We start from the raw sequence: 20,214 nt of genomic DNA, 5'->3' as shown, positions 1-20,214 counted from the left end.
CTCTATCTGATCAACTAGGATGGTAGTCTCGTAATGACATTCATTAAAGCACAATTTAGGAGTTTCAATGAGTAATACCGACAGTTATACGCCACCTAAAGTGTGGCAATGGGATGCAGAAAACGGTGGTGAATGGGCGAAGACGAATCGTCCGGTCTCAGGTGCAACCCACGAGCAAGACTTGCCCATTGGTAAACATGACCTACAACTCTACTCGCTTGCGACACCAAACGGCCAAAAAGTCACTATCATGCTCGAAGAGCTATTAGAGCTTGGTATTGATGAAGCTGACTACGATGCATTTTTAATTAAAATTGGCGATGGTGACCAATTCTCTTCAGGGTTTGTCAGTGTTAACCCTAATTCAAAAATCCCAGCCTTAATGGATCACAGTACCACGCACGTTACTCGCGTGTTTGAGTCAGGTGCAATTTTACAATACCTGGCAGAAAAGTTTGATGCGCTGATCCCAAGCGATCACGCCAGTAAAACAGAATGTCGTAATTGGTTATTTTGGCAAATGGGCTCGGCCCCATACTTAGGTGGAGGCTTCGGTCACTTTTATAGTTATGCCCCATTTAAAATGCAGTACCCAATTGACCGCTTCACCATGGAAGTAAAACGCCAGTTAGACGTATTAAACCGTCATTTAAGCGACCATGACTACATGGCTGGTAGCGAATATTCAATTGCCGATATCGCTATTTGGCCTTGGTATGGCAGCTTGGTACTTGGCAATTTATATGATGCGGCAGAGTTTTTAGATGTTGAGTCATATAGTCATGTGATGCGCTGGGCAAAACAAATTGAGCGCCGCCCTGCTGTAAAACGAGGTCGCAGAGTAAACAAAACATGGGGTGATGAAGCTGAGCAGTTAGCAGAGCGCCACTCTAAGGAAGATTTTTAAGGGCTTAAATGCCCTTTTTCATAAAAATAAAAAGTATGCAAAAGCTCAGTAAAGAAGATATCTATCAACGCCTCAGTAACACCGAGGATGCCCGTGCCTGCAAAGCAATTGATGAAGCTGCTTGTAAGGTAGTGCCCGGCAATTTTCTTACCTTATTAGTAAGCCAACTATTTAGTAAGTTTGCAGATGCCCTGTTAAACCCTAAAGTGACCTTGCCTTGGCTTTTACAGAGCATTAATGTACCAAGTAGTTTTATTGCTTGGCTTGTGCCTATTCGTGAGTCAGGCTCAATGTTGCCACAACTGGCCATCGCCAGTGCTATTCGTAGGCTCCCAGTTAGAAAGTGGGTTTGGGTGATTGGCGCAATTGTGCAGGCTTTATGTATTGTTGGTATGCTGATTTGTGCTTTAACACTCCAAGGTGCAACTGCTGGGTTTGCTATCATCGCGATTTTGATTGTCTTTAGCCTTGCCCGTGGCTTTAATTCCATTGCTGCAAAAGATGTATTAGGCAAGGTCATACCTAAACAACAACGAGGCAGCATTAGCGGTCTTGCTGCGAGTTTTGCCGGATTTGCAACGCTCACCTTTGGTCTTGGTTTATGGTATCTACAAAGCCTTGGCTATGAAAATGGGGTGTATGTTGCTTTAATGCTGGCCGCTTTAATGTGGCTGTTTGCAGCGCTCAGTTATAGCCGCATTCAAGAATACAAGGGCGCAACCGAGGGCGCTGAAAACGGCTTTTTGCATGCTTTGTCAAAATTAAAACTGCTTTACCAAGATAAGCAATTTGCTCACTTTATTATCACTCGTGCGTTGTTGCTATGTTCTGCTTTGAGCGCCCCGTTTTATATCGTTCTTGCCAGTGAACAGGCTTTCGACTTTTCTCTGCTTGCTACATTTATGGCGCTTTCGGGGCTTGCCAGCTTAGTCTCTGCGCCTATCTGGGGTCGACTAAGTGACTTATCGAGCCGCAAGGTATTAGTGTTTGCTGCAATGCTCGTCACCCTCAACGGTTTTGCCGTTTATTTAGTTGCTTATCTGAGCCCACAAACGCTCAATGAGTTTTGGCTATTACCGCTCTGTTATTTTTTACTCACCGTAGCTCATCAAGGGGTTCGCCTTGGTCGTAAAACTTACCTTGTTGATATGGCTGAAGGAAACAAGCGCACAGACTATGTCTCTGTTAGCAATACGGTGATCGGGGTTATTTTATTACTGTTAGGTAGCGTTGGTTTATTGAATACCTACTTAACGACTGCAGAGTTAATTTTTTTCTATAGTATCTTAGGCTTACTTGGTGCAATTAGTGCATGGTTTTTACCTGATGCCTAGACCCTACAGTAAAAAAAGCGCATAATCGCGCTGATTTTATTCCCAAAAAGGACTTACTATGAAAAAGGCAGCTCTTGCACTTTTTACGCTACTTACACTTTCTGCTTGTAGCACCAGTGTGCCTATTCGTAACTTTGACGCAAACCCTGTACCGCAAATGGCGTCTGGCCAACATGACCTTGAAAGTATCAAAACCAATATTTTAAAAGCATGTATGAAACTAGGCTGGACGTGTCGTTCAAATGCCGAAGGTCAAATCTTAGGTAAACTTGATATTCGTAAACACCAATTACGCGTTGATATTACGTTTAACGAGCAAGAATATTCTATAGATTACAAAGATTCGATAAACCTTGATTACAATGGCAAAAAAATCCACCGCCAATATATCAATTGGGTTACCAACTTAATGCGCAATATTGATGCTGAATTAGCTTATAAATAAAATTGACTCAGAATCAGGTATTCGAAAAGGCGACCTAAGTCGCCTTTTTCTTTGCAAATTCTAGTTTTTTAAGTTCTTATCGAAGAACTCTAAAAACGCTTTCAACGTTTTAATTCTATACGGCTGGTGCGATAAGTAATGGTCGCCATCTTCGAGCTCAATGTAAGTAATATCCTTGCCTTCGTCTTTAAGTTCATCATCCATTTCACGACTATGATAAACAGGCACTACATTATCATCAGAGCCATGAACCAATAGCACCGGACGATTAATTTGCTTTGCAAAATTAACAGGCGACGCTTTTTCTAGTTTATCGCCATCAGTTCCAAATTGCTTACGCACAATTTCTTTATTAGTGAAATAACGCGCTTTACTAACAATACGCTCAAGATCAGTAACGCCAGCAAAGCTTGCTGCACATTTGAATGTTTCTGGGTGTTTAACCACCGCCATTAATGCAGCATAACCACCATAACTTGCCCCGCCTATACAAATTTTATCTTTATTTGCGATACCTTCTTCAACAAGCCAATTCGCCGCATCTTGCAAGTCATCTTGCATTTCTTTACCAAAACCTTGAACTGCAGCCATCTCAAATTCATGCCCATAGCCACTTGAGCCACGGAAGTTTGGTTGCAGTACTGCATAACCATTATAAGCAAGTAACGCAGTCCAATAGTCAAAACCAGCGTAATCACGAGCCATTGGCCCGCCATGAGGGAACACAATTGTTGGTAACTTATCACCTTCTTTGTAACCCACAGGTAGAGTTAAATACCCTTCAATAGTTAAGCCATCACGGGCTTTATAACTGATTTTCTTCTTACCGCTGTAAACAGTTTCATCAACATCTGGGAATGCGGTTGCAAATACGGTTAACTCGTTAGTATCACGGTTCCCTAACATGTAAGTTCCAGGGCTATCGTCGCTTGTTAAATAAAGCACATATTGGCGCTGATCTTTACTGGTATCAATAATATCAATATCAAACTTATCTGCCGGTAATACAGCACGTAAACCCGTATAGAGCTTATTTAAATCTTCATTCCAGTAACGGATCCCTTCATCTAATTGAGAGTGTGTAAACCCTGCGACTTCACCAGTAAGTGAAGAATAAAAAATATGACCGTCGAAGTCATAGTTATCATCGCTAAACACTAACTCTTTTTTCATGGTCGTTAGGTCCATTTTATAAAGCGCATCATAGCCATCTTTAAGTGCTTTGAAATAAAGAATATTAGGGTCTTTATCAAAGCCCAAAACAGTCACTACATCAGGGCTAAATGCTTTATATTTGAATAACGTTTTACGGTTATCTCGATCTTCGTCATAAAGAATATATTCAAATTCGTCTTCATCCATTTTTAGGGCAATACGCACATTACCTTGGCGATCTGCTGTCCAATCAATCACTTTACTACGTGAGCGCTGAATTTTTTTCTTACGAAGTGTACTTAAATCAAGTTCATACACGCCAGGGGCATTGGCAACATCAAAATCACCTTGAACTAAAATTTTATCTTTTTTATCGGGTAAAAAGCTGATGACCTGATCACCAAACTGCGGTTGGCGTTCATCACGGTTAAAGTTCGGCTTTATAGCTAGTTTTGCCTTGCCATCACCACCAATTTTATATGCATATAAACGGGTAGAGGTATATTTAGGGCCGCCAAATTGGCGTTGAATATAGCGGGCACCTAAAAGTAGTACCTCATCATTTGCCCATTCATACCAATCGAAGAAAATAGTGTGATTATCTGAACGAATAATAGAATCAGCTTCTTTAGTTTTACGGTTATAAACCATTAAAACCAGCTCACCATTTACATTTCGAATAAACGATAAATTTTTACCATTTGGCGAAAATTTTACTTGGCTAAAAGCGCGTAAAGAGGCGAATGATTCTACAGGGAGTTGTGTGTTTCCAGCAGCACGAGGCATTAAGCTCAGCACTGCAAAAAGAGTAAGCAGTAAGTACTTCATAATAAAGTCCATTTCTTTTTTATTGTCGCGGCAATAGTAACATTAAATTACAAAAGAAGACTAATTCAAAAAATTAGACACCTCTTCCATTCGTTTAAAACGAACGTAACGCTCGATTAATAGCATTATTAATTTAATTTTTGCTAATTATAATAGCTGCACAACTTCAGTTTTCTTAGGTGACATGATGAAAAAAGTACTTGTGTTAAATTCATCTTTAAATGGTGAACAAGGTAATTCAACCAAGCTTAGCCAACTATTTGTTGAGCAGCTTGCTAACAACCAACAAATTTCAGTAACAACTCGCGATTTAAGTGACAATGCGATTGCTCACTTAACGCAGACAGAAATGGCTGCTTGGATGACTGATGCAAACGAACGTAGCGATGAGCAAAAGCTACTTGCTGCAATTTCTGACGATTTAATTGCTGAACTTAACGATAACGAACTGATTGTTATTGGTATGCCAATGTATAACTTTGGTATTCCATCAACATTCAAAGCTTGGATTGATCGTATTGCTCGTGCTGGTATTACATTTAAATACACAGAGCAAGGCGCTGTAGGTTTAATTAAAGACAAAAAAGTAGTGGTACTTGCTGCGCGTGGTGGTGTATATCAAGGCACCGACATGGATACACAAACTAAATACTTAAAAGATGTACTTGGTTTTGTGGGTATGACAGATGTTAACTTTATTTACGCTGAAGGCCTTGCAATGCCAGGTGCAGAGCAAAGCTTAGAAGCAGCACAAAACGAAATAAAGGCTTTCACCGCGTCACTTTAATATGTGATTAATAAAGCTAGATATAAAAAAGCGGTCATCATGACCGCTTTGTGATTTACGCTGTGACCGATAACAGCGAATCACCTTCAGATAAACCAAACTTTTCTTGCACAGAGGCTAGAATCGCTTCTTTATCTTCTTCTCCCAGTTGATCTGAATACCATCCAAAAGTGTGTGGGCAATATGCTACAAATGTGGAAACTTTGTGGATTGCTTTAGTAATTAATCTAAGTTGTGACTTGCTACGTATAACCACCAAAGCAATTTTCAACTCCACGTTTATGGCAGGCTCAAAAAAACAAAAAGTAAATCTTGTTTGGTTTAAACGTGACCTACGACTATCTGATCATCAGCCACTTGCCAGTGCAATTGCATCAGAGCTGCCTTGCTTACTTATTTACAACTTTGAGCCCCTATTACTCGAAGACCCTCATTACAGCTTTAGGCACTGGCGTTTTGTTGCTCAGTCACTTAAAGACATCAACCAACAGCTCGAAAAATATAACGCTGAAATCGCCATTTATAATCAAGAAATGATTACCTTGTTAGAAACCCTTAGTGAAAATTTTGATATCGCAGGGGTTTATAGTCATGAAGAAATAGGTCTTTACAATAGCTTTGAGCGAGATAAACAGGTCAAACGCTGGCTAAACAGCAAAGTAATTCCATGGCACGAAACGCCACTTGGAGGTGTAAAACGAGCGCGACCTAAACAGTTTGATTGGCAAACACATTGGCATGGCGTGATGAACCAACGTCTTGTAACGCCAAATTGGCAAGCATTTTATGCAGTTCTGCCTAATAATTACCAAGCAGCAACCTGTGCTGATGATTTTCTAAAGCACGACCCGCAGTTTCAATATGGTGGCCCTCATGCAGCCAGAGCTTGCCTTCAGAGCTTTGTTGAAGAGCGTGCAAAGAGCTATCAAAGTGGCATCTCGAGTCCTTCCAAAAGTAGAGATTCATGCTCTAGGCTTTCGCCTTACTTAGCCTTCGGCAACTTGAGCCTCAGACAAGTTTATCAAACTCTAAAATACTATTTAGCAAAGCAGCCTTTAAGCTGGCGTCGCTCATTATATGCTTTCGAGTCAAGGCTTCACTGGCATTGCCATTTTATGCAAAAATTCGAAACTCAATGCAGCATGGAGTTTGCACCGCAAAACGCAGGCTACAAGCACTACCCTTATCGCGATGATGAACATGTTGCTGAGCACCTAAAGCGCTTTGAGCAAGGTCAAACAGGTATTCCCATTATTGATGCGTGCATGCGCTGCCTAGCAGCAACGGGTTACATTAATTTTCGAATGCGCGCTATGTTAGTCAGCTTTATGACTCATCATATGAACATTCATTGGCAATCAGTCAGCTTTATTTTATCGCGTTATTTTTTAGATTTTGAGCCTGGCATTCACTACCCTCAAATCCAAATGCAAGCATCTGTCACAGGAACCAACACGATTCGTTTGTATAACCCAATAAAGCAATCTGAAGATAAAGACCCTGAGGGCATATTTATTAAAACATGGTGCCCTGAGCTTAAAAACTTACCCATAGAAGATCTCCACCAGCCATGGCAACAGCCGCCAATGGAGGCCTTATTTAATAACTTTAAACTCGGCGAAGACTACCCTGAGCCTATGGTAGATATTGAACATGCAGCCAAACAAGCACGTGAGCGATTATGGTCATTCCGAGAACGTGATGATGTAAAGCGTGGCACAAAAGCCGTACTGAATAAGCATGTGATAAGCCTTAAAAGACAACGCCATGGCTCATAAAAAGCTTAATTTACCCAGCAAAACCTGCCCCGTTTGCGACAGGCCATTTATGTGGCGTAAAAAATGGCAACGTGACTGGGAGCATGTTAAATACTGCTCAGAACGTTGCAAGCGTGAAGCAAAAAGAAATATTGGCGTTTAAGTTGCACTTATATCGTTAACTCACAGTTTTCGGCACAAAACCCTGAAAGCCTTTCACGGTTGTCGAAAAAATTTACAAAGGAGATGACGATGACAATTAAAAAATCTGCACATACGAGTTGGTCTGGTGATATTAAATCTGGCAAAGGCTATATTTCTAGTCAAAGTGGCGCGCTTGAGAAACAGCCATTTGGCTTTAACACTCGCTTTGAAGATAAGCCAGGTACTAACCCTGAAGAACTTGTTGCAGCGGCACACAGTAGCTGTTTTAGCATGGCGCTATCGCTTGCACTAACTGAAGCTGGCTTTGTCGCTGACGACATAACGACCAAAGCAACAGTGAGCCTTGATGAGGTTGATGACGGCTTCGAAGTGAGCCACATTGCACTTGATGTCAGCGCAAAGATAAAAGAAATTTCGAGCGAAAAGTTTGAGCAACTTTGTGAGCAAACCAAGCAAGGCTGCCCTATTTCTAAACTGATGAATGCCGAAATATCACTCACCACAACACTTAATTAATCTTTGTAGGCCAAGCACTGCTTGGCCTTTTCACAAACTAACAGACCCACAACACTTTATTACAATGGAAATACCTACTTGTTGTATTATCTTGATGAAGCAAAACCAAATACAACAAGGATATGTATGTTTAAACAACTTGCCCCTATTGCTCTGGCAGCACTTGCTTATTCAAGCAGCTCTATCGCAACAGAACAACAGGTGAGTAAACAATGGTTCAATAGTATCGACTATACGCATATAGAGAATCACAGATATAGTTTTAATGGTTACCAATTAGTGAGTCATTACTACTTTGAGGAGCAGCAGAGCTCTGGGGTACTTGATGATTATGGCTACCTAGATACAGATTCCAACATCCGAGTAAATTACTTTAATAGCGGTTACACTGATTATCTTGGCTTGTTTGGTGAAGGATTTTATAAAAACTGGTTTGTTACAGGTGAAATTTACGATGTTGATGATGCTGATGACTATACCTTAGGAATAGGCTATTTATTTGCCGATACCTTAAAGGTCTCTGTAAATAGGGATGCGCGTGAATATGGTGATGATTATTTCCGCTTAAAAGCGCAGTATAACCTCCAAATCAACGATAAGGATTACCTTGGTTTTAGTGCAGAAACAGATGATGAGCTCGACGTTTGGAATGTCTCTGCCAGATACTTTAATCATTTAAGTGGTAGCCATTACATTACTGTCGATGTTGGCCACCAAGACAGCCTTTATGATTCAGCAAGCAATGCCATGATCAGCTACTACTTCGGCGATCACTATGCCATAGGTGCAGGGTTGGATGATTCTGAACTCGTTTTACAAGGTAAGTACTTTATTAACGATCGCTATTATTTAACCGCGAATTACACTGAAAGCGGCTCTGCTGAACTTTATAATCTTAAGTTTGTTGCCCAGTTTTAAACTGATATGAGCTAACAGCTTTAAACAAAAACGCCACGATAAAGTGGCGTTTTCAGTTTATAGAATTACATATTACCCAACTTCATCATCATTGCAGTGTACATTTTTAAGTTCAGTGCTAACTGCTCTTCAGTAATAAACTCATGCTCTGAGTGACCTGTGTACTTTTTACCTGGCATTGATGGACCAAATGACACCGCATTATCAAACAGCTTAGCATTTGTGCCACCACCAATTGACACAAAGCCCGCGTCTTTATCGCCGGTAAAGTGCTTAAAGATATCGAGTAACGCTTCTGCATGAGGCGCACCATCTAACAGCATTGGCGTACCAATCACAACTTTAGTGTCTTTTAACGTAACACCATTAGTGGTTTGCCAAGCGCTAAGTGCTTCATTAATTTGCTGCTTAAGCACCGCTTCTTGTTTTCCTGCCGGACGACGCATATTTATCGACAATTTAATCTCGTTACCATCGCGGCTTAATAAGGTTGGCGAAACAGTCATCGGGCCCATAAAGTCATGCTTGTAACCAATTTCACCGAATTGCGCGCCGTATAAATCAAGACCAATTAGCTGATTGATAAACTCAATTGCTTGGCCATCGCTATTGTTCTCAAGATCAATACCTTTAAAGATTTCTGCAAGGTGCGCAATGGCATTTTCACCCGCTTCTGGCTCAGATGAATGCGCTGAAATCCCCTTCACTTGGACTAACAAGCCATTTGTTTGCTCAGTCATCGCCACTTTGACGTTTTTGAGCTTAGCGACATTATCGTGCAATTTAGCCACAGTTGCCGCATCAGCGTTATGTACTAACACACTGGCATCTTCAGGGATTTGGCTAACAAAGGCGCCGCCTTTTAAGTCACTAACATATAAGCCTGTTTGTGCAGAGGTCGCTGAGAAAGTCGGGGCAATTAAGCTCCAGCCTTTTTCTGCAACAACCACAGGGTATGAAGCATCAATAGTGACAGCATATTTTGGTTGCTGATAGGTTTTCATGAACTCTTCGAGTGGTGCCCAGTCAGACTCTTCTGCAAGGTAAACCATTAATTCAATACGGTTATTTAAAGTAATACCGTTATCTTTAATCGCCTTCATTGCATGCAGTGCAGTCGCAATTGCACCTTTATCATCTTCTGTACCACGTGCAATTAGCTTTCCTGGCTCAGAGGTTTTATCCATTTCAAATGGACTTTGCTGCCATTTACTGGCATCTGCTGGTTGCACATCACCATGGGTTACTATGGTTACTTTGTCAGCTTGGTTACCCATGCCAATTAACACTGTGTAGCCTAAATCTTGATAATCAAAACCAAACTGCGCCGCTTTCATTTTTAAGAACGACTTAAAGCCAATGAAATCTGGATTATCTGGAGTCGCTAGCCCTTCTTTATTTACCGTTGGATACGAAACTAAATTCTCTAAGGTATGAATTTGCGCTTGTTGATATTGTTCTACCGCGTAGTTAGCCAGCTTTTCACTTTGCTCAGACACAGCAGCCTGACTAGAGAAAGCACTTAATAAAAATGCAGCAAGTAATGAATGTTTCAAGATAAGCTCCAGCGTTTAAGAAGGTTTTTAGAAAGTCGCCTTGATTGTAACGCTTATAACGCCGACATAACATCTCTAAATCAAGCAAAATAGATCGCTTAAAAATACCAACAAGGTACAATAGCCACTCACCCTATTAATTCGTTTGTTAGACTCATGAACCGCAGAAAAAAGATCTTCACTAAACTTAAGCAAAAAGATAAGCGTGCCAATGCAAAATTGCATAAAAGCAATAAACCGGCCTACATCTCAAAGGCAGAACGCGAAAAATTAGCACAACAAGAAGCTGAGCAGGAAAATTAAAATACCTAGCGGTCAGCGGTAAGGTTGTAGGCGCGATTTTACATCGCGCAACACTTCTATGATTCACAAAGAGGATAAGAGGCGCTGCGCTTTAGAGCAAAACAACAAGTAATCTATTGTTTTCCCTCATTGTCTTCTCATTCTGTTCTCTTTGTGAAGATATTTCGGCACCAAAAACCTCCTACGAGCTAGGCCTTTGGTAAAGGCCTGTAAGCAACACCGTTCAGCTTCAAACTGACAGCTGAAAGCTGATAGCTTTCCCTAAAACCTATAACTCACACTGGCATTATACGAACGGCCTTGTCCGGCAAGTTGTTCAAAGCCATTACTCATATCTTGCTTGTAATTAGCAATACTGACACCGCCAAGCGGCTGTTGGTAGTATTCATCAAGTAAGTTAGTAATTGCCAACTTAAAGGTTAAATTTTGCCACGTTTTCTGACTTGAGATTGCCAATAGCTGATAACTGTCGGTTTGGTTTTCTAAACGGCGCTCATCAACATGTGTTTTACTATCAACCCATTGCCAGCTTAGTGCGTTTTGCCAGCCTTTGTATTCGTGCTCTAGGCTCAGCTCAGTGTGCAGTGGCATAATTTGATATAAGTCTTCATTGCTATCATCACGTTCGCCATTTGTACTGGTTAGTGAGCCTTTTAACTGCCACTTTCCTGCTTGCTTTGTGTTGTAAAGCTCTACCAAGCCCGCCAGTTTTGCACCGTAAAGAGTGGCATCTAAATTCGTAAAGGTAAGAATATTACGCTTGGTATGCGCCATGTCGGTGCGATTAAAGCTCTTAGTCACTTCAGCATCAATATAATCATTTACTTGCGTGTACCAAACATTTGCCGTTACTTGCCAGCTATCGTCTTTGGCAAGTTTGGTGTAGCTAGAGCTCAATGTGTGGGCTGTTTCGGCTTCTAAATCTGGGTTACCAATATAACCATTACCATCGCCAAACCAACCAATCATAGTGGTTGCCATCGTACCTACACCCCAGCTGTAACGCTCATATAAATTAGGTGCGCGGTTTTTACGAGCTAAACCAAATTGCAGCTCATCGTTATTCGATAATTGATAGCGAGCAAGCAAGCTGATATCAACTAAAGTGTCGTCACGTTTACGGTCTAATTGATTAAATTCCATCGCAGCTTGGGCGTCGGTTTTTGACATATCCATCATTGAGCCCATATTAGCCATGCCGCTCATGCCACCTTCGTTATAAGCCTGCACTTCGCCAGTATCTGTGGTGACTTGCTCAACACGAACACCTGCCGACACCCACCATGCTTGGTTTACTTGGTTTTGGTACTCAGCAAATGCCGCAAGGCGGTCACGTTTGCCATCGTTAATGTTAACGTACTCATTAGGGCCCATCATCATTGACCCTGCAACCGCTGGCCACCAATCATCAATTCGATAACCGTAATATTCTTGCCCTAGCATTAATGATGACTGTTTTGATAAACCAGTGCGCCAATGAACCTGATAACTGTAATCTTGTGCATCGGTATTCATTGGCATCATGCCGGTTTTCTCATTACTGAAAAAACCCATTTCGTGTTTTACATCATGCGCATTCACTTGCACCTGCAAATCACCATTTTCAAGCTCACGTTGATACTGAGCAACGAAACCATAGCTGGTGTTATCGGTCATATCCATGTATTGATTTGCAAAGCCTTGGTAAGGAATTTTTTGATGCGTCAGTTTAACTACAAGCTGTTGTTTCTCATCACGAACAGCGCCCGTTAACGCATGATTTTGCACTCGATATAAGGTATCAAGTACACGCTCACCATGCCCATCATCATAGCTGTTCGCATCTTCAAAGCTGCCTTGGTAAGACAAGCTAAACTGTTTGCTCGCAAGGCTAGCACCTAGCGCGTATGCTTGGCTGTCGTTAACGCTTTTGTATGCTGCTGTCACATAGCCTGCGTGCCAGTTCACTGAGTCTGAATCACTAAATTCAGGGGCAATCGTATTTACCCTAATAACGCCGGCAATATTATCACCGCCACTGCTTACCGGTGATACACCAGCAACGACACTGTAAGAGGCAATTTGGTTTGCCGACACATATGAGAGTGGCGGATTCATTTGGTTAGCACACGCTGCTGTAACATCAGCACCATCAACTAAAACTTTAACTCTATCGCCCATCATGCCGTTCATCACCGGCAAGTTAGACACCCCTCCGGCCGCTGAAAAATCAACACCTAAATCTTTCAGTAACGCGTCTGCAGAGCCAACTAATTGATGGTTATTTTGGGCATGACCTTGTACTTCTATCACTTCAATAGAATCATCAGCAAAGGCCGAAATACTTAATACACAGCTAAGTGCTGCAGCAATTTTAGAAAATAAAAAACCAGGGCGAGAAGATTGCGTGTTCATAACTCTTTTAAAATCAAAGCAAATAATTAATGACGCTGATTATAAAACTCATTAATTAGTCTGAACACGTGACATATTGTCGCACCCTGTCACAGGTAAATAACTTAGCGCAACACCACTAAAGGAATACGGCTATCTTCAAGCATTTTTAAGGTCGTGCTGCCTAAAAAGAATTGTCGCCATTTAGAGTGACCAAATGCGCCCATCACCATTAAGTCAACGGCGTGGTCACTTTTATATCGCCACAGCGCTTGGTAAACATCGCCATCGAGCATGCGCGCTCTCACATTAAAGCCATTTTCTGCCAGCCTTGCTGAGGCAGTATCAAGTTTGTCTTGGCAGTGACCGTCTTGTTTATCAACCATCACCAAGTGGCAATCTAAGCCGGATAAAATCCCGCCATTGATAATTTGTGTAATCGCTTTGTCGGTACTTTCACTGCCATCATAAGCCAGCATAAAATTTGTAGGCTCATGAAATTGCGGCGGCACAATCGCAACCGGGGTATGCACCTGACGGATCAGCGTTTCAATATGCGAGCCCAGTACTTTAAAATCATCGTAATGGCCTTTACCAGAGCGACCAATAATCATCACACGGGCATTGTCTTCATGTTCAAGTAAGGCATCAACAAGACTCATTGAAAGCTGCTGTTGCTCAATCTCGGTTAGGCCTGCATGCTCGGCTTTTTTCATTGCTTCATCTAGCAATAATTGACCATGCTGTGACGCCACTTTGTTGCGTTCTTGCTCAAGTTTTGCCAATTGTTCTAACAATGAGGTTTGCGAACCTAAACCAATAATTGCGGTTAAATCATCACTGCCCTGCGGCAAAGGTGGCTCTAATGCATGCAGAAAATTAATTGGATGGCTGGAGCGCTTAGAAATCCAAATAGCCGCTTCTGTCACCGCATCGGTCATGCATGAACCGTCGATACAAGCAAATATCTTTTTCATTACACTCTCCTTCAAACCAATTTAATTAACCAAGTATAGTTGGCTTTTTCTCTGTGTTTATTTTGAACAGCAAAGACTTAAGAAGTTCAGGTTATTTTCTTATAGCAAACAAATATAGAACGTTCCAAAAAGTACTGTATCAACCCCATTAATTTGTATTACAATAGCTCTGGGCACACATCTCTACTCCAGAACAAAGTATTTGTTACTGGCATTTTCAATTATCAAAAATCTATTTTGTTTTTAAATTTATTTTAAAGGAATTACATGACTAACGTAGCCAACTCCCAAGGCAACGCAAGCACGTTTACCATTCTGATAGTATTGGCTTTAGGCACATTCATTTTAGGCCTATCAGAATTTTCTATGATGCCAATGTTGCCCCTGATCAGCGAAACATTTTCGTCTACGCCAGCGCAAAGTGGTTATGCCATTAGTGCTTACGCGATAGGCGTAGTCGTCGGTGCACCGCTATTTATGATCACAACCGCCAACATGCGTAAGCGCAATGCACTGTTGATGTTTGTCACTATGATGTTTTTATTCAATGGCTTAAGTGCTTTTGCAAACTCGCTTGAGCAACTTATTTTATTTCGATTTTTAAGTGGTTTACCACACGGTGCCTACTTTGCCGCTGCTATTTTATTGGCAGCCGACATTGCCCCTGCCGATAAACGCGCAAGCTTTATGTCAAAAGTATTTATGGGTTTAACCATTGCCACTATTGTTGGTGTGCCCATGGTCACCCTAGTGGGGCAAAACTTTAGCTGGCGTTATTGTTTGGCAGGTACCGCTGTACTTGCGTTAGTTGCCTTGGTATTGATTGTGAAATACGTACCTAACGTAAAAAATACCGCGCCAACATCGATTCTCGATGAGTTAAGTGTATTAAAGAACAAGCTCGTATGGACCATTCTAGGTATCATCATTATTGGTTTTGGTGGCGTATTTTGTGTTTACACTTACATTGCCGACACTATTTTAGAAGTCACCCATACCCCTGCTTACACTATCTCTATTGCGATGATCATGTTTGGTATTGGCTGTACTTTAGGTAACTACGTATTAGGTAAAGCCGCCGACCACTCACCGCTGAAAACCACAGGCGCAGCGCTGATTGGTGCGGTGGTATTTGCAGCCAGTTATGTAAGCGCAAGCCATAATATTTGGCTGTTATACGCGGTGATTTTCTTTATTGGTTTTAGTGTTGGTTTGGGTACCGTGATCCAATCGCTATTAATGGATGTATCACCACAAGGGCATGCCATGATTGGTGCGCTAGTACAGTGTGCGTTTAATACAGCCAATGCGATTGGCCCTTGGCTTGGCGGTATGGCTATTGCCGAAGGCGCACTCCCTAGTCAAACAGGCTATGTTTCGGCGGCACTATTCTTAGGTGGCTTTTTAATGTGGTCGTTAAGTGCGATGCAGATGAAAAGACAAAGCTGTAAGCCTTAAGCTCTCAGCTGTCAGTCTGATCGCTGAAGGCTGAAGGTTATCAGACTTACTCATCCTGAAATATCTCTTCGATACTCAGATTGAATAAACGCGCGGCTTTAAATGCTAATGGCAAACTTGGGTCAAATTTACCTTTTTCTATCGCATTAATAGTTTGCCTAGACACATCCAAAAGCTCTGCGAGTTTCGCTTGGGTGTAGTTATGCTCAGCACGGAGCACTTTCAAGCGGTTTTTCATTCTTCGCCCTCGTCGTTTAACTGCTTATTCATCATTAAAAGACTCACTAAATAGGTTAAGCCCATAAAGAGCACGAGATGCGATATATCTTCTTTAAAGCTTATTAAACCACTTGATTGCACCACCGAGTAAGCTAAACCAAATACCAAGCTTGCACCCAAGGTAATGGCCATTGCATTAAGGTGCATACGCTGCTGCAGCTCATCCATTCCATGTAGTTGTCGTTTATTAGATAAAATCATCATGATGCCAACTACTACATTAATTAAGATTGCCACAACACTAAAAACAGTCTGCTCTTGCCATAAAAGATGCGGCCCAAATGAGGCAATTGCTAAAGTAATCACCCATGCAGATGTCCATTTCGCGAGGTTTAGCGTGTTCTGCTTATTACGTTGTTTAAAGGTTAATCCTGTTTTATTCATTATTCTCACCTTAAAAGTAAAGTAAACTTGACTAAAGACTAACCTAGCAACACAAAAAGTCAAACAAACTTTACAAAAAGTTTTGTATAGACGACATTAATATGATTTTTTAATGTCAGAAAAGGCAAGGCGCTTGCTGTTAATCTCATAATATTGTATTAATCAAAGTGTTCCGTAATACCAATTTGCTTAATTAAGTGAGCTATTTTGAGGCAATAAAACCTCGTTGATAACAAGGCAAAAATTTTGTTGTTTAGTTGCTCTAAATGAGAAATTTTTAACGCAGTTAGCGACAGGTTTAATCCCTCAAAATGATTAAGTATTATTGCAAGTTGGTATGATCTTATAAAAAATCGGTCCACTCGGACTGCGTTTCTAACAATAACAATGAAGATAACACTATGAATACGGCACTGTTTTTCGTTGGCGAATGGCAAGTTACCCCGGCTACTAATTCAATCAGACGCGGTGAACAAACAAAGCATCTTGAACCTAAAGCGATGGATGTATTACTGCTGCTTTGCGAAAAACAAGGTGAGCTACTAACAAGTCAAGAAATTATCAGCCATTGCTGGCCAAATGTAGCGCTGGGTGACAACCCTCTACATAAAGTGATCACCCAATTACGTAAAGCCTTTGACGATAAAGCAAGTGATCCGCATTACATAGAAACCATTCGTAAACGTGGTTATCGGGTTATTGCCGAAATCAACTTTCCACTCAACGAAGAACAAAAAGCCAGCCAAACCAGTTGGCAAGGTGATTCGCCCTTTGTTGGCTTAAGTGCGTTTGCACCAGAGCAAGCCGATGTATTTTTTGGTCGTAACAAACAAATTGCCACTTTGCTACAGCGGGTATCGGCTCAAATAGAGTTTGGTCGCGCATTTTGCTTAATTTTAGGCGCCAGTGGTTCAGGTAAATCGTCGTTAGTTAACGCAGGTGTATTGCCCGCTTTAATGTCGAGTAATGGCTACGATGGCATTAGAGTACACAGTTACTGCCAACTCGACTTTGCCGATGTCAGCAAAGAGCGCTTACTGCTTGATTTAGCCTCAACCTTGCTCGATTTAGAAATAAACGACGCACCTGTACTTAGCGATATAAGCGCCGATGCGTTGGCTGAATTGTTATTAACAGATCCAGAACAGGTTATTTCTCGCTGTAAAGCAGCACTTGCAGTACTAAATGCAGAGCGCACTACGCCCTATTTATTTTTATTTATCGATAGGCTCGAAGTGCTATTGTCATCGCCGCTATTTAGCGATGACGAGCGCAACCAGCTTTTAGCACTTATTGAGCGCTTAGCAACAAGTGGCTGCATGATCATTTTTAGTGCCTGTCGTAATGACTTTTACCCGCAAGTAGTTAGTCAACCAAGTTTAATGGCAGGTAAAGCCAATGGCGCACATTTTGACTTATTAGCGCCAACTCGCTCTGAGCTTAAGCAAATGATCCGTTTGCCAGCACTTGCAGCAGGCTTAAGTTGGCAACATCACCCAGAGCATCACACACCGCTTGATGAACAACTTTGTAACGATACTGCCAATAACCCAGATGCATTGCCGATGCTGCAATACACCTTGCAGCAGCTTTACTTGCAGCGCAGCCCAGACAACATATTATTGTTTTCTGAATACCAAGCGCTTGGCACCATCGAAGGAGCCATCGGCCAAAAAGCCGAACAGGTATTTTGCCAATTACCCAAAGACCAACAAACTGAACTTGCCGCAGTACTTTCTAAACTGATCACCTTAAACCCAGATGGCGAAACGCTCACCAGTCGTGCAGCACATTGGAGCGAATTAACCAGCCCTGCTGCGACCAAGCTTGTTCAGGCCATGGTCGACAGCCGTTTGTTTGTGTCGCACCTTAAAAATGAGCAAGCCTGCTTTAGCCTTGCCCACGAAGCGCTGCTGCGCCATTGGCAACGCGCCATAGATTGGGTGCAAGAACACCAACAAAGCTTAGCAATTCAAAGCCGTGTGCAACTTGCCACCGAGCGATGGCTGCTAGAACATAAACACAGCGACTTTTTATTAGCGCAAGGCAAACCGCTGCAAGAAGCACAAAGCCTTGTGAGTAACCCTATGTTTAGCTTATCGAGTGACGAACAAGCGTTAATTAAAGCTTCTAACAATAAAGCGAAACGTAAAAAACGCATGTTACAAATAACGGCGGCTGCACTTGTGTGCTTAACCTTTATTGCCACATTTATGAGCGTGCGCAGCTATCACGCCGAACAAATAGCAAAACAAAAACGCAAAGAGGCCGAAAATTTATTGGGTTTTATGGTCGGTGAATTTGCCGATAAACTCAGAAGCGTTAAGCGCATGGATTTACTGGATGGTATTAGCAACAAAGCCCTTGAGTATTTTACCAATCAAGACGAAGAAGCAGCCTCGTTGTTTGACTTTAGCGATAAACAAGCCGAGTTTAATAACCGTTTTCAATACGCTCAAACCTTAGAGGCCATGGGCGAAGTGGCCTACTCTCGCGGCAAAACCGACGAGGCCTTCACCGCCTTTGATAATGCACGAACGCGCCTAGAATCATTACTAAAAATTCAACCCAACAACCTTGATGTTTTAATGCTTGCAGGGGCTAATGCTTTCTGGCTTGGGCAATTAAACTTTGATAACAGTGACTATACAGGCGCCGAACCTTGGATAAAACGCTACCAAGAGCACAGCAAACAAATGTACACATTAGCACCCAACGATTTTAACTCAATTATGGAGTTATCTTATTCTTATAACTCGTTAGGTTCATTGTACTTAAAGCAATTTGACTACGCTCTCGCAAAACAGAACTTTACTGAATCTTTAAAACTTAAAAACCAAGCCCTTGAGCTAAAACCTAATAACAAAAATCTATTACGCGATAAGACAGATACCATCAGTTGGATTGCAAGTACTGAAGAAAACTTAGGGCATTTCAATGAAGCTCTCAAGATTTTTGAACATGCAGAAAATGAAACAAATAAAATGTTAACTAAGTATCCGGCCGATGCTAGTGTATTAACATCGTTAGCATATAAACATATCCAACAAAGCTACTTATTAAGTTACTTCCCTGATAAATCAAAATCTTACGAAAAAGCAAAGCAAGCAACAGAAACGATGAACAAAGCGAGATTGCAAGATGTTCAAAATAAAACTATTGAAAGAACTTACTATCAGTTTCTAGCTTATCAACTCTCTCTCTCTGATAACCCAAATATAGATAATAGAGTTAGTGAAATAATAGAGTTTTTAGATACTAACAAGTCATCGAATAGACAAGTTATTGGTACAAAAATTAGCTTGATAGAATATTTCATTAATAGAAATAATATTAAAAGGGCTTTAGAACTTTTAAAAAGCCTGGATGAAAATAATATGCTACCCAGTGCACTGGATATAGACAATGCACGACTTTATACAAGAACCTTGTTAATTAGAGCGGGATTGGCTGAATCACAACAAGAAAAAAATGCTTTATGTGAAGACGCAGCAACCACTCTAAATAAAATAAGTAAAAAAACTAAAAGTATAAAATTTACTTACCCATTAATTCAGGCATATACCTGTTTAAATAAATCACACGAAATAGAAGCGACCATTGTTCCTGTAAAAGAATTGGGAATAATTAATTTTCAACTATAAAGTAAAGGAAAAAACATGATTGAAGGTAAAGTATACAATTTCACAGTGAATATTGAATTAGATAGCAACAAAAAAGCTGTATTTACATACTTCCAAGATGGTCAACAAGTATCTGGTGGTGGGGTTGTTACAGAAAGAAATAGTCTTGGTATTTACACCCTAAATGAAGAAACTCAAAAAAGAGGGTTCTTATTTTCTGCCGCTTCATTTAGTAATCATGAGGGTGACTGTGCTAAAGATTTCAGTTACGAGGTTACAAATGCTGGTACGGTAATCAATATTTCAGATACCGATGAAAACAGCGGTACAGCATGTATGATCTTCACGGTTAGCTGCAATGGTGAGGAATATCAAAGCGAAGATCCACAGTTTGAAAATAAAGAAGAAGTATAAAATCTAGAAATAACACCAACAAAAGGCTCCACCAA

Annotated in this window: 19 protein-coding genes; 12 read left to right on the top strand and 7 right to left on the bottom strand. The window is 41.1% G+C overall.

The window, feature by feature from the left end; genetic code table 11:
• Positions 1–67: 67 nt before the first annotated feature.
• The 3 genes from yghU to ABMY41_RS08300 are packed head-to-tail and all read left to right on the top strand — an operon-like array spanning position 68 to position 2,686.
• The gene (yghU, locus tag ABMY41_RS08310) at positions 68–907 is read left to right on the top strand and encodes a glutathione-dependent disulfide-bond oxidoreductase (RefSeq protein WP_349274482.1); all 840 of its coding nucleotides are present in this window, start codon (positions 68–70) and stop codon (positions 905–907) included.
• Positions 908–942: 35 nt separating this feature from the next.
• Positions 943–2,241, top strand: coding sequence for an MFS transporter (locus ABMY41_RS08305; protein ID WP_349274481.1), 1,299 nt, complete (start codon positions 943–945; stop codon positions 2,239–2,241).
• Between the two features lie 58 nt (positions 2,242–2,299).
• On the top strand, positions 2,300–2,686 hold the full coding sequence (locus ABMY41_RS08300) for a hypothetical protein (protein ID WP_054551808.1): 387 nt from the start codon (positions 2,300–2,302) through the stop codon (positions 2,684–2,686).
• A gap of 60 nt (positions 2,687–2,746) precedes the next feature.
• Here the strand turns inward: ABMY41_RS08300 and ABMY41_RS08295 are convergent, their stop codons facing one another.
• Complete coding sequence (locus tag ABMY41_RS08295; RefSeq protein WP_289096795.1) at positions 2,747–4,669, bottom strand: S9 family peptidase; 1,923 nt, start codon at positions 4,667–4,669, stop codon at positions 2,747–2,749.
• Positions 4,670–4,856: 187 nt separating this feature from the next.
• Here ABMY41_RS08295 and ABMY41_RS08290 point away from each other — a divergent pair, with 187 nt between their 5' ends.
• Positions 4,857–5,456: an NAD(P)H-dependent oxidoreductase gene (locus ABMY41_RS08290; RefSeq protein ID WP_175078558.1), complete on the top strand. Its 600-nt coding sequence runs from the start codon at positions 4,857–4,859 to the stop codon at positions 5,454–5,456.
• A gap of 55 nt (positions 5,457–5,511) precedes the next feature.
• Here ABMY41_RS08290 and ABMY41_RS08285 read toward each other — a convergent pair whose 3' ends face one another.
• The gene (locus ABMY41_RS08285) at positions 5,512–5,733 is read right to left on the bottom strand and encodes a hypothetical protein (RefSeq protein ID WP_349274490.1); all 222 of its coding nucleotides are present in this window, start codon (positions 5,731–5,733) and stop codon (positions 5,512–5,514) included.
• 4 nt (positions 5,734–5,737) lie between these two features.
• On the opposite strand from ABMY41_RS08285, the gene ABMY41_RS08280 reads away from it, so the two are divergent.
• From ABMY41_RS08280 to ABMY41_RS08265, 4 genes are all read left to right on the top strand, one after another.
• Positions 5,738–7,234: a deoxyribodipyrimidine photo-lyase gene (locus ABMY41_RS08280; protein ID WP_349274480.1), complete on the top strand. Its 1,497-nt coding sequence runs from the start codon at positions 5,738–5,740 to the stop codon at positions 7,232–7,234.
• On the top strand, positions 7,224–7,376 hold the full coding sequence (locus tag ABMY41_RS08275) for a DUF2256 domain-containing protein (RefSeq protein ID WP_082401584.1): 153 nt from the start codon (positions 7,224–7,226) through the stop codon (positions 7,374–7,376). The genes ABMY41_RS08280 and ABMY41_RS08275 overlap by 11 nt, the downstream gene beginning before the upstream one ends.
• Positions 7,377–7,465: 89 nt before the next feature.
• Positions 7,466–7,894: an OsmC family protein gene (locus ABMY41_RS08270; protein WP_062565084.1), complete on the top strand. Its 429-nt coding sequence runs from the start codon at positions 7,466–7,468 to the stop codon at positions 7,892–7,894.
• 126 nt (positions 7,895–8,020) lie between these two features.
• Positions 8,021–8,812 (top strand): putative porin, encoded by a 792-nt coding sequence (locus ABMY41_RS08265; protein ID WP_349274479.1) that lies wholly within the window; start codon positions 8,021–8,023, stop codon positions 8,810–8,812.
• A 65-nt stretch (positions 8,813–8,877) separates the two neighbouring features.
• Here the strand turns inward: ABMY41_RS08265 and ABMY41_RS08260 are convergent, their stop codons facing one another.
• Positions 8,878–10,368, bottom strand: coding sequence for a dipeptidase (locus ABMY41_RS08260; protein WP_349274478.1), 1,491 nt, complete (start codon positions 10,366–10,368; stop codon positions 8,878–8,880).
• A gap of 156 nt (positions 10,369–10,524) precedes the next feature.
• Between ABMY41_RS08260 and ABMY41_RS08255 the strand changes: the two genes are divergently transcribed.
• The gene (locus tag ABMY41_RS08255; protein WP_082389188.1) at positions 10,525–10,671 is read left to right on the top strand and encodes a DUF2986 domain-containing protein; all 147 of its coding nucleotides are present in this window, start codon (positions 10,525–10,527) and stop codon (positions 10,669–10,671) included.
• A 261-nt stretch (positions 10,672–10,932) separates the two neighbouring features.
• Here the strand turns inward: ABMY41_RS08255 and ABMY41_RS08250 are convergent, their stop codons facing one another.
• Together ABMY41_RS08250 and ABMY41_RS08245 are read right to left on the bottom strand one after the other, a co-directional pair.
• Entirely contained in the window at positions 10,933–13,065 is a 2,133-nt protein-coding gene (locus tag ABMY41_RS08250; protein WP_349274477.1) for a TonB-dependent receptor, read from the bottom strand.
• Between the two features lie 104 nt (positions 13,066–13,169).
• Positions 13,170–14,021, bottom strand: a complete 852-nt coding sequence (locus ABMY41_RS08245; RefSeq protein WP_062565077.1) for a universal stress protein — start codon at positions 14,019–14,021, stop codon at positions 13,170–13,172.
• A 267-nt stretch (positions 14,022–14,288) separates the two neighbouring features.
• Here ABMY41_RS08245 and ABMY41_RS08240 point away from each other — a divergent pair, with 267 nt between their 5' ends.
• Positions 14,289–15,479 carry an MFS transporter gene (locus ABMY41_RS08240; RefSeq protein WP_289096800.1) on the top strand — a complete coding sequence of 397 codons (1,191 nt, stop codon included), beginning with the start codon at positions 14,289–14,291 and terminating at the stop codon, positions 15,477–15,479.
• Positions 15,480–15,525: 46 nt separating this feature from the next.
• On the opposite strand, the gene ABMY41_RS08235 is transcribed toward ABMY41_RS08240, so the two are convergent.
• Positions 15,526–15,717 carry a helix-turn-helix transcriptional regulator gene (locus ABMY41_RS08235; RefSeq protein ID WP_054551820.1) on the bottom strand — a complete coding sequence of 64 codons (192 nt, stop codon included), beginning with the start codon at positions 15,715–15,717 and terminating at the stop codon, positions 15,526–15,528.
• Entirely contained in the window at positions 15,714–16,142 is a 429-nt protein-coding gene (locus ABMY41_RS08230) for a hypothetical protein (protein WP_289096801.1), read from the bottom strand. The genes ABMY41_RS08235 and ABMY41_RS08230 overlap by 4 nt, the downstream gene beginning before the upstream one ends.
• A gap of 401 nt (positions 16,143–16,543) precedes the next feature.
• Between ABMY41_RS08230 and ABMY41_RS08225 the strand changes: the two genes are divergently transcribed.
• Together ABMY41_RS08225 and ABMY41_RS08220 are read left to right on the top strand one after the other, a co-directional pair.
• Positions 16,544–19,786, top strand: coding sequence for a winged helix-turn-helix domain-containing protein (locus tag ABMY41_RS08225; RefSeq protein ID WP_289096802.1), 3,243 nt, complete (start codon positions 16,544–16,546; stop codon positions 19,784–19,786).
• A 15-nt stretch (positions 19,787–19,801) separates the two neighbouring features.
• A complete protein-coding gene (locus tag ABMY41_RS08220; protein WP_289096803.1) occupies positions 19,802–20,179 on the top strand; it encodes a DP-EP family protein in 378 nt (125 codons plus the stop codon).
• The last annotated feature ends 35 nt before the right edge of the window (positions 20,180–20,214 follow it).

Source organism: Pseudoalteromonas sp. BZA4 (genome assembly GCF_040104395.1).
GTDB lineage: Bacteria > Pseudomonadota > Gammaproteobacteria > Enterobacterales > Alteromonadaceae > Pseudoalteromonas.
This window is presented reverse-complemented; position numbering and strand designations above follow the sequence as displayed.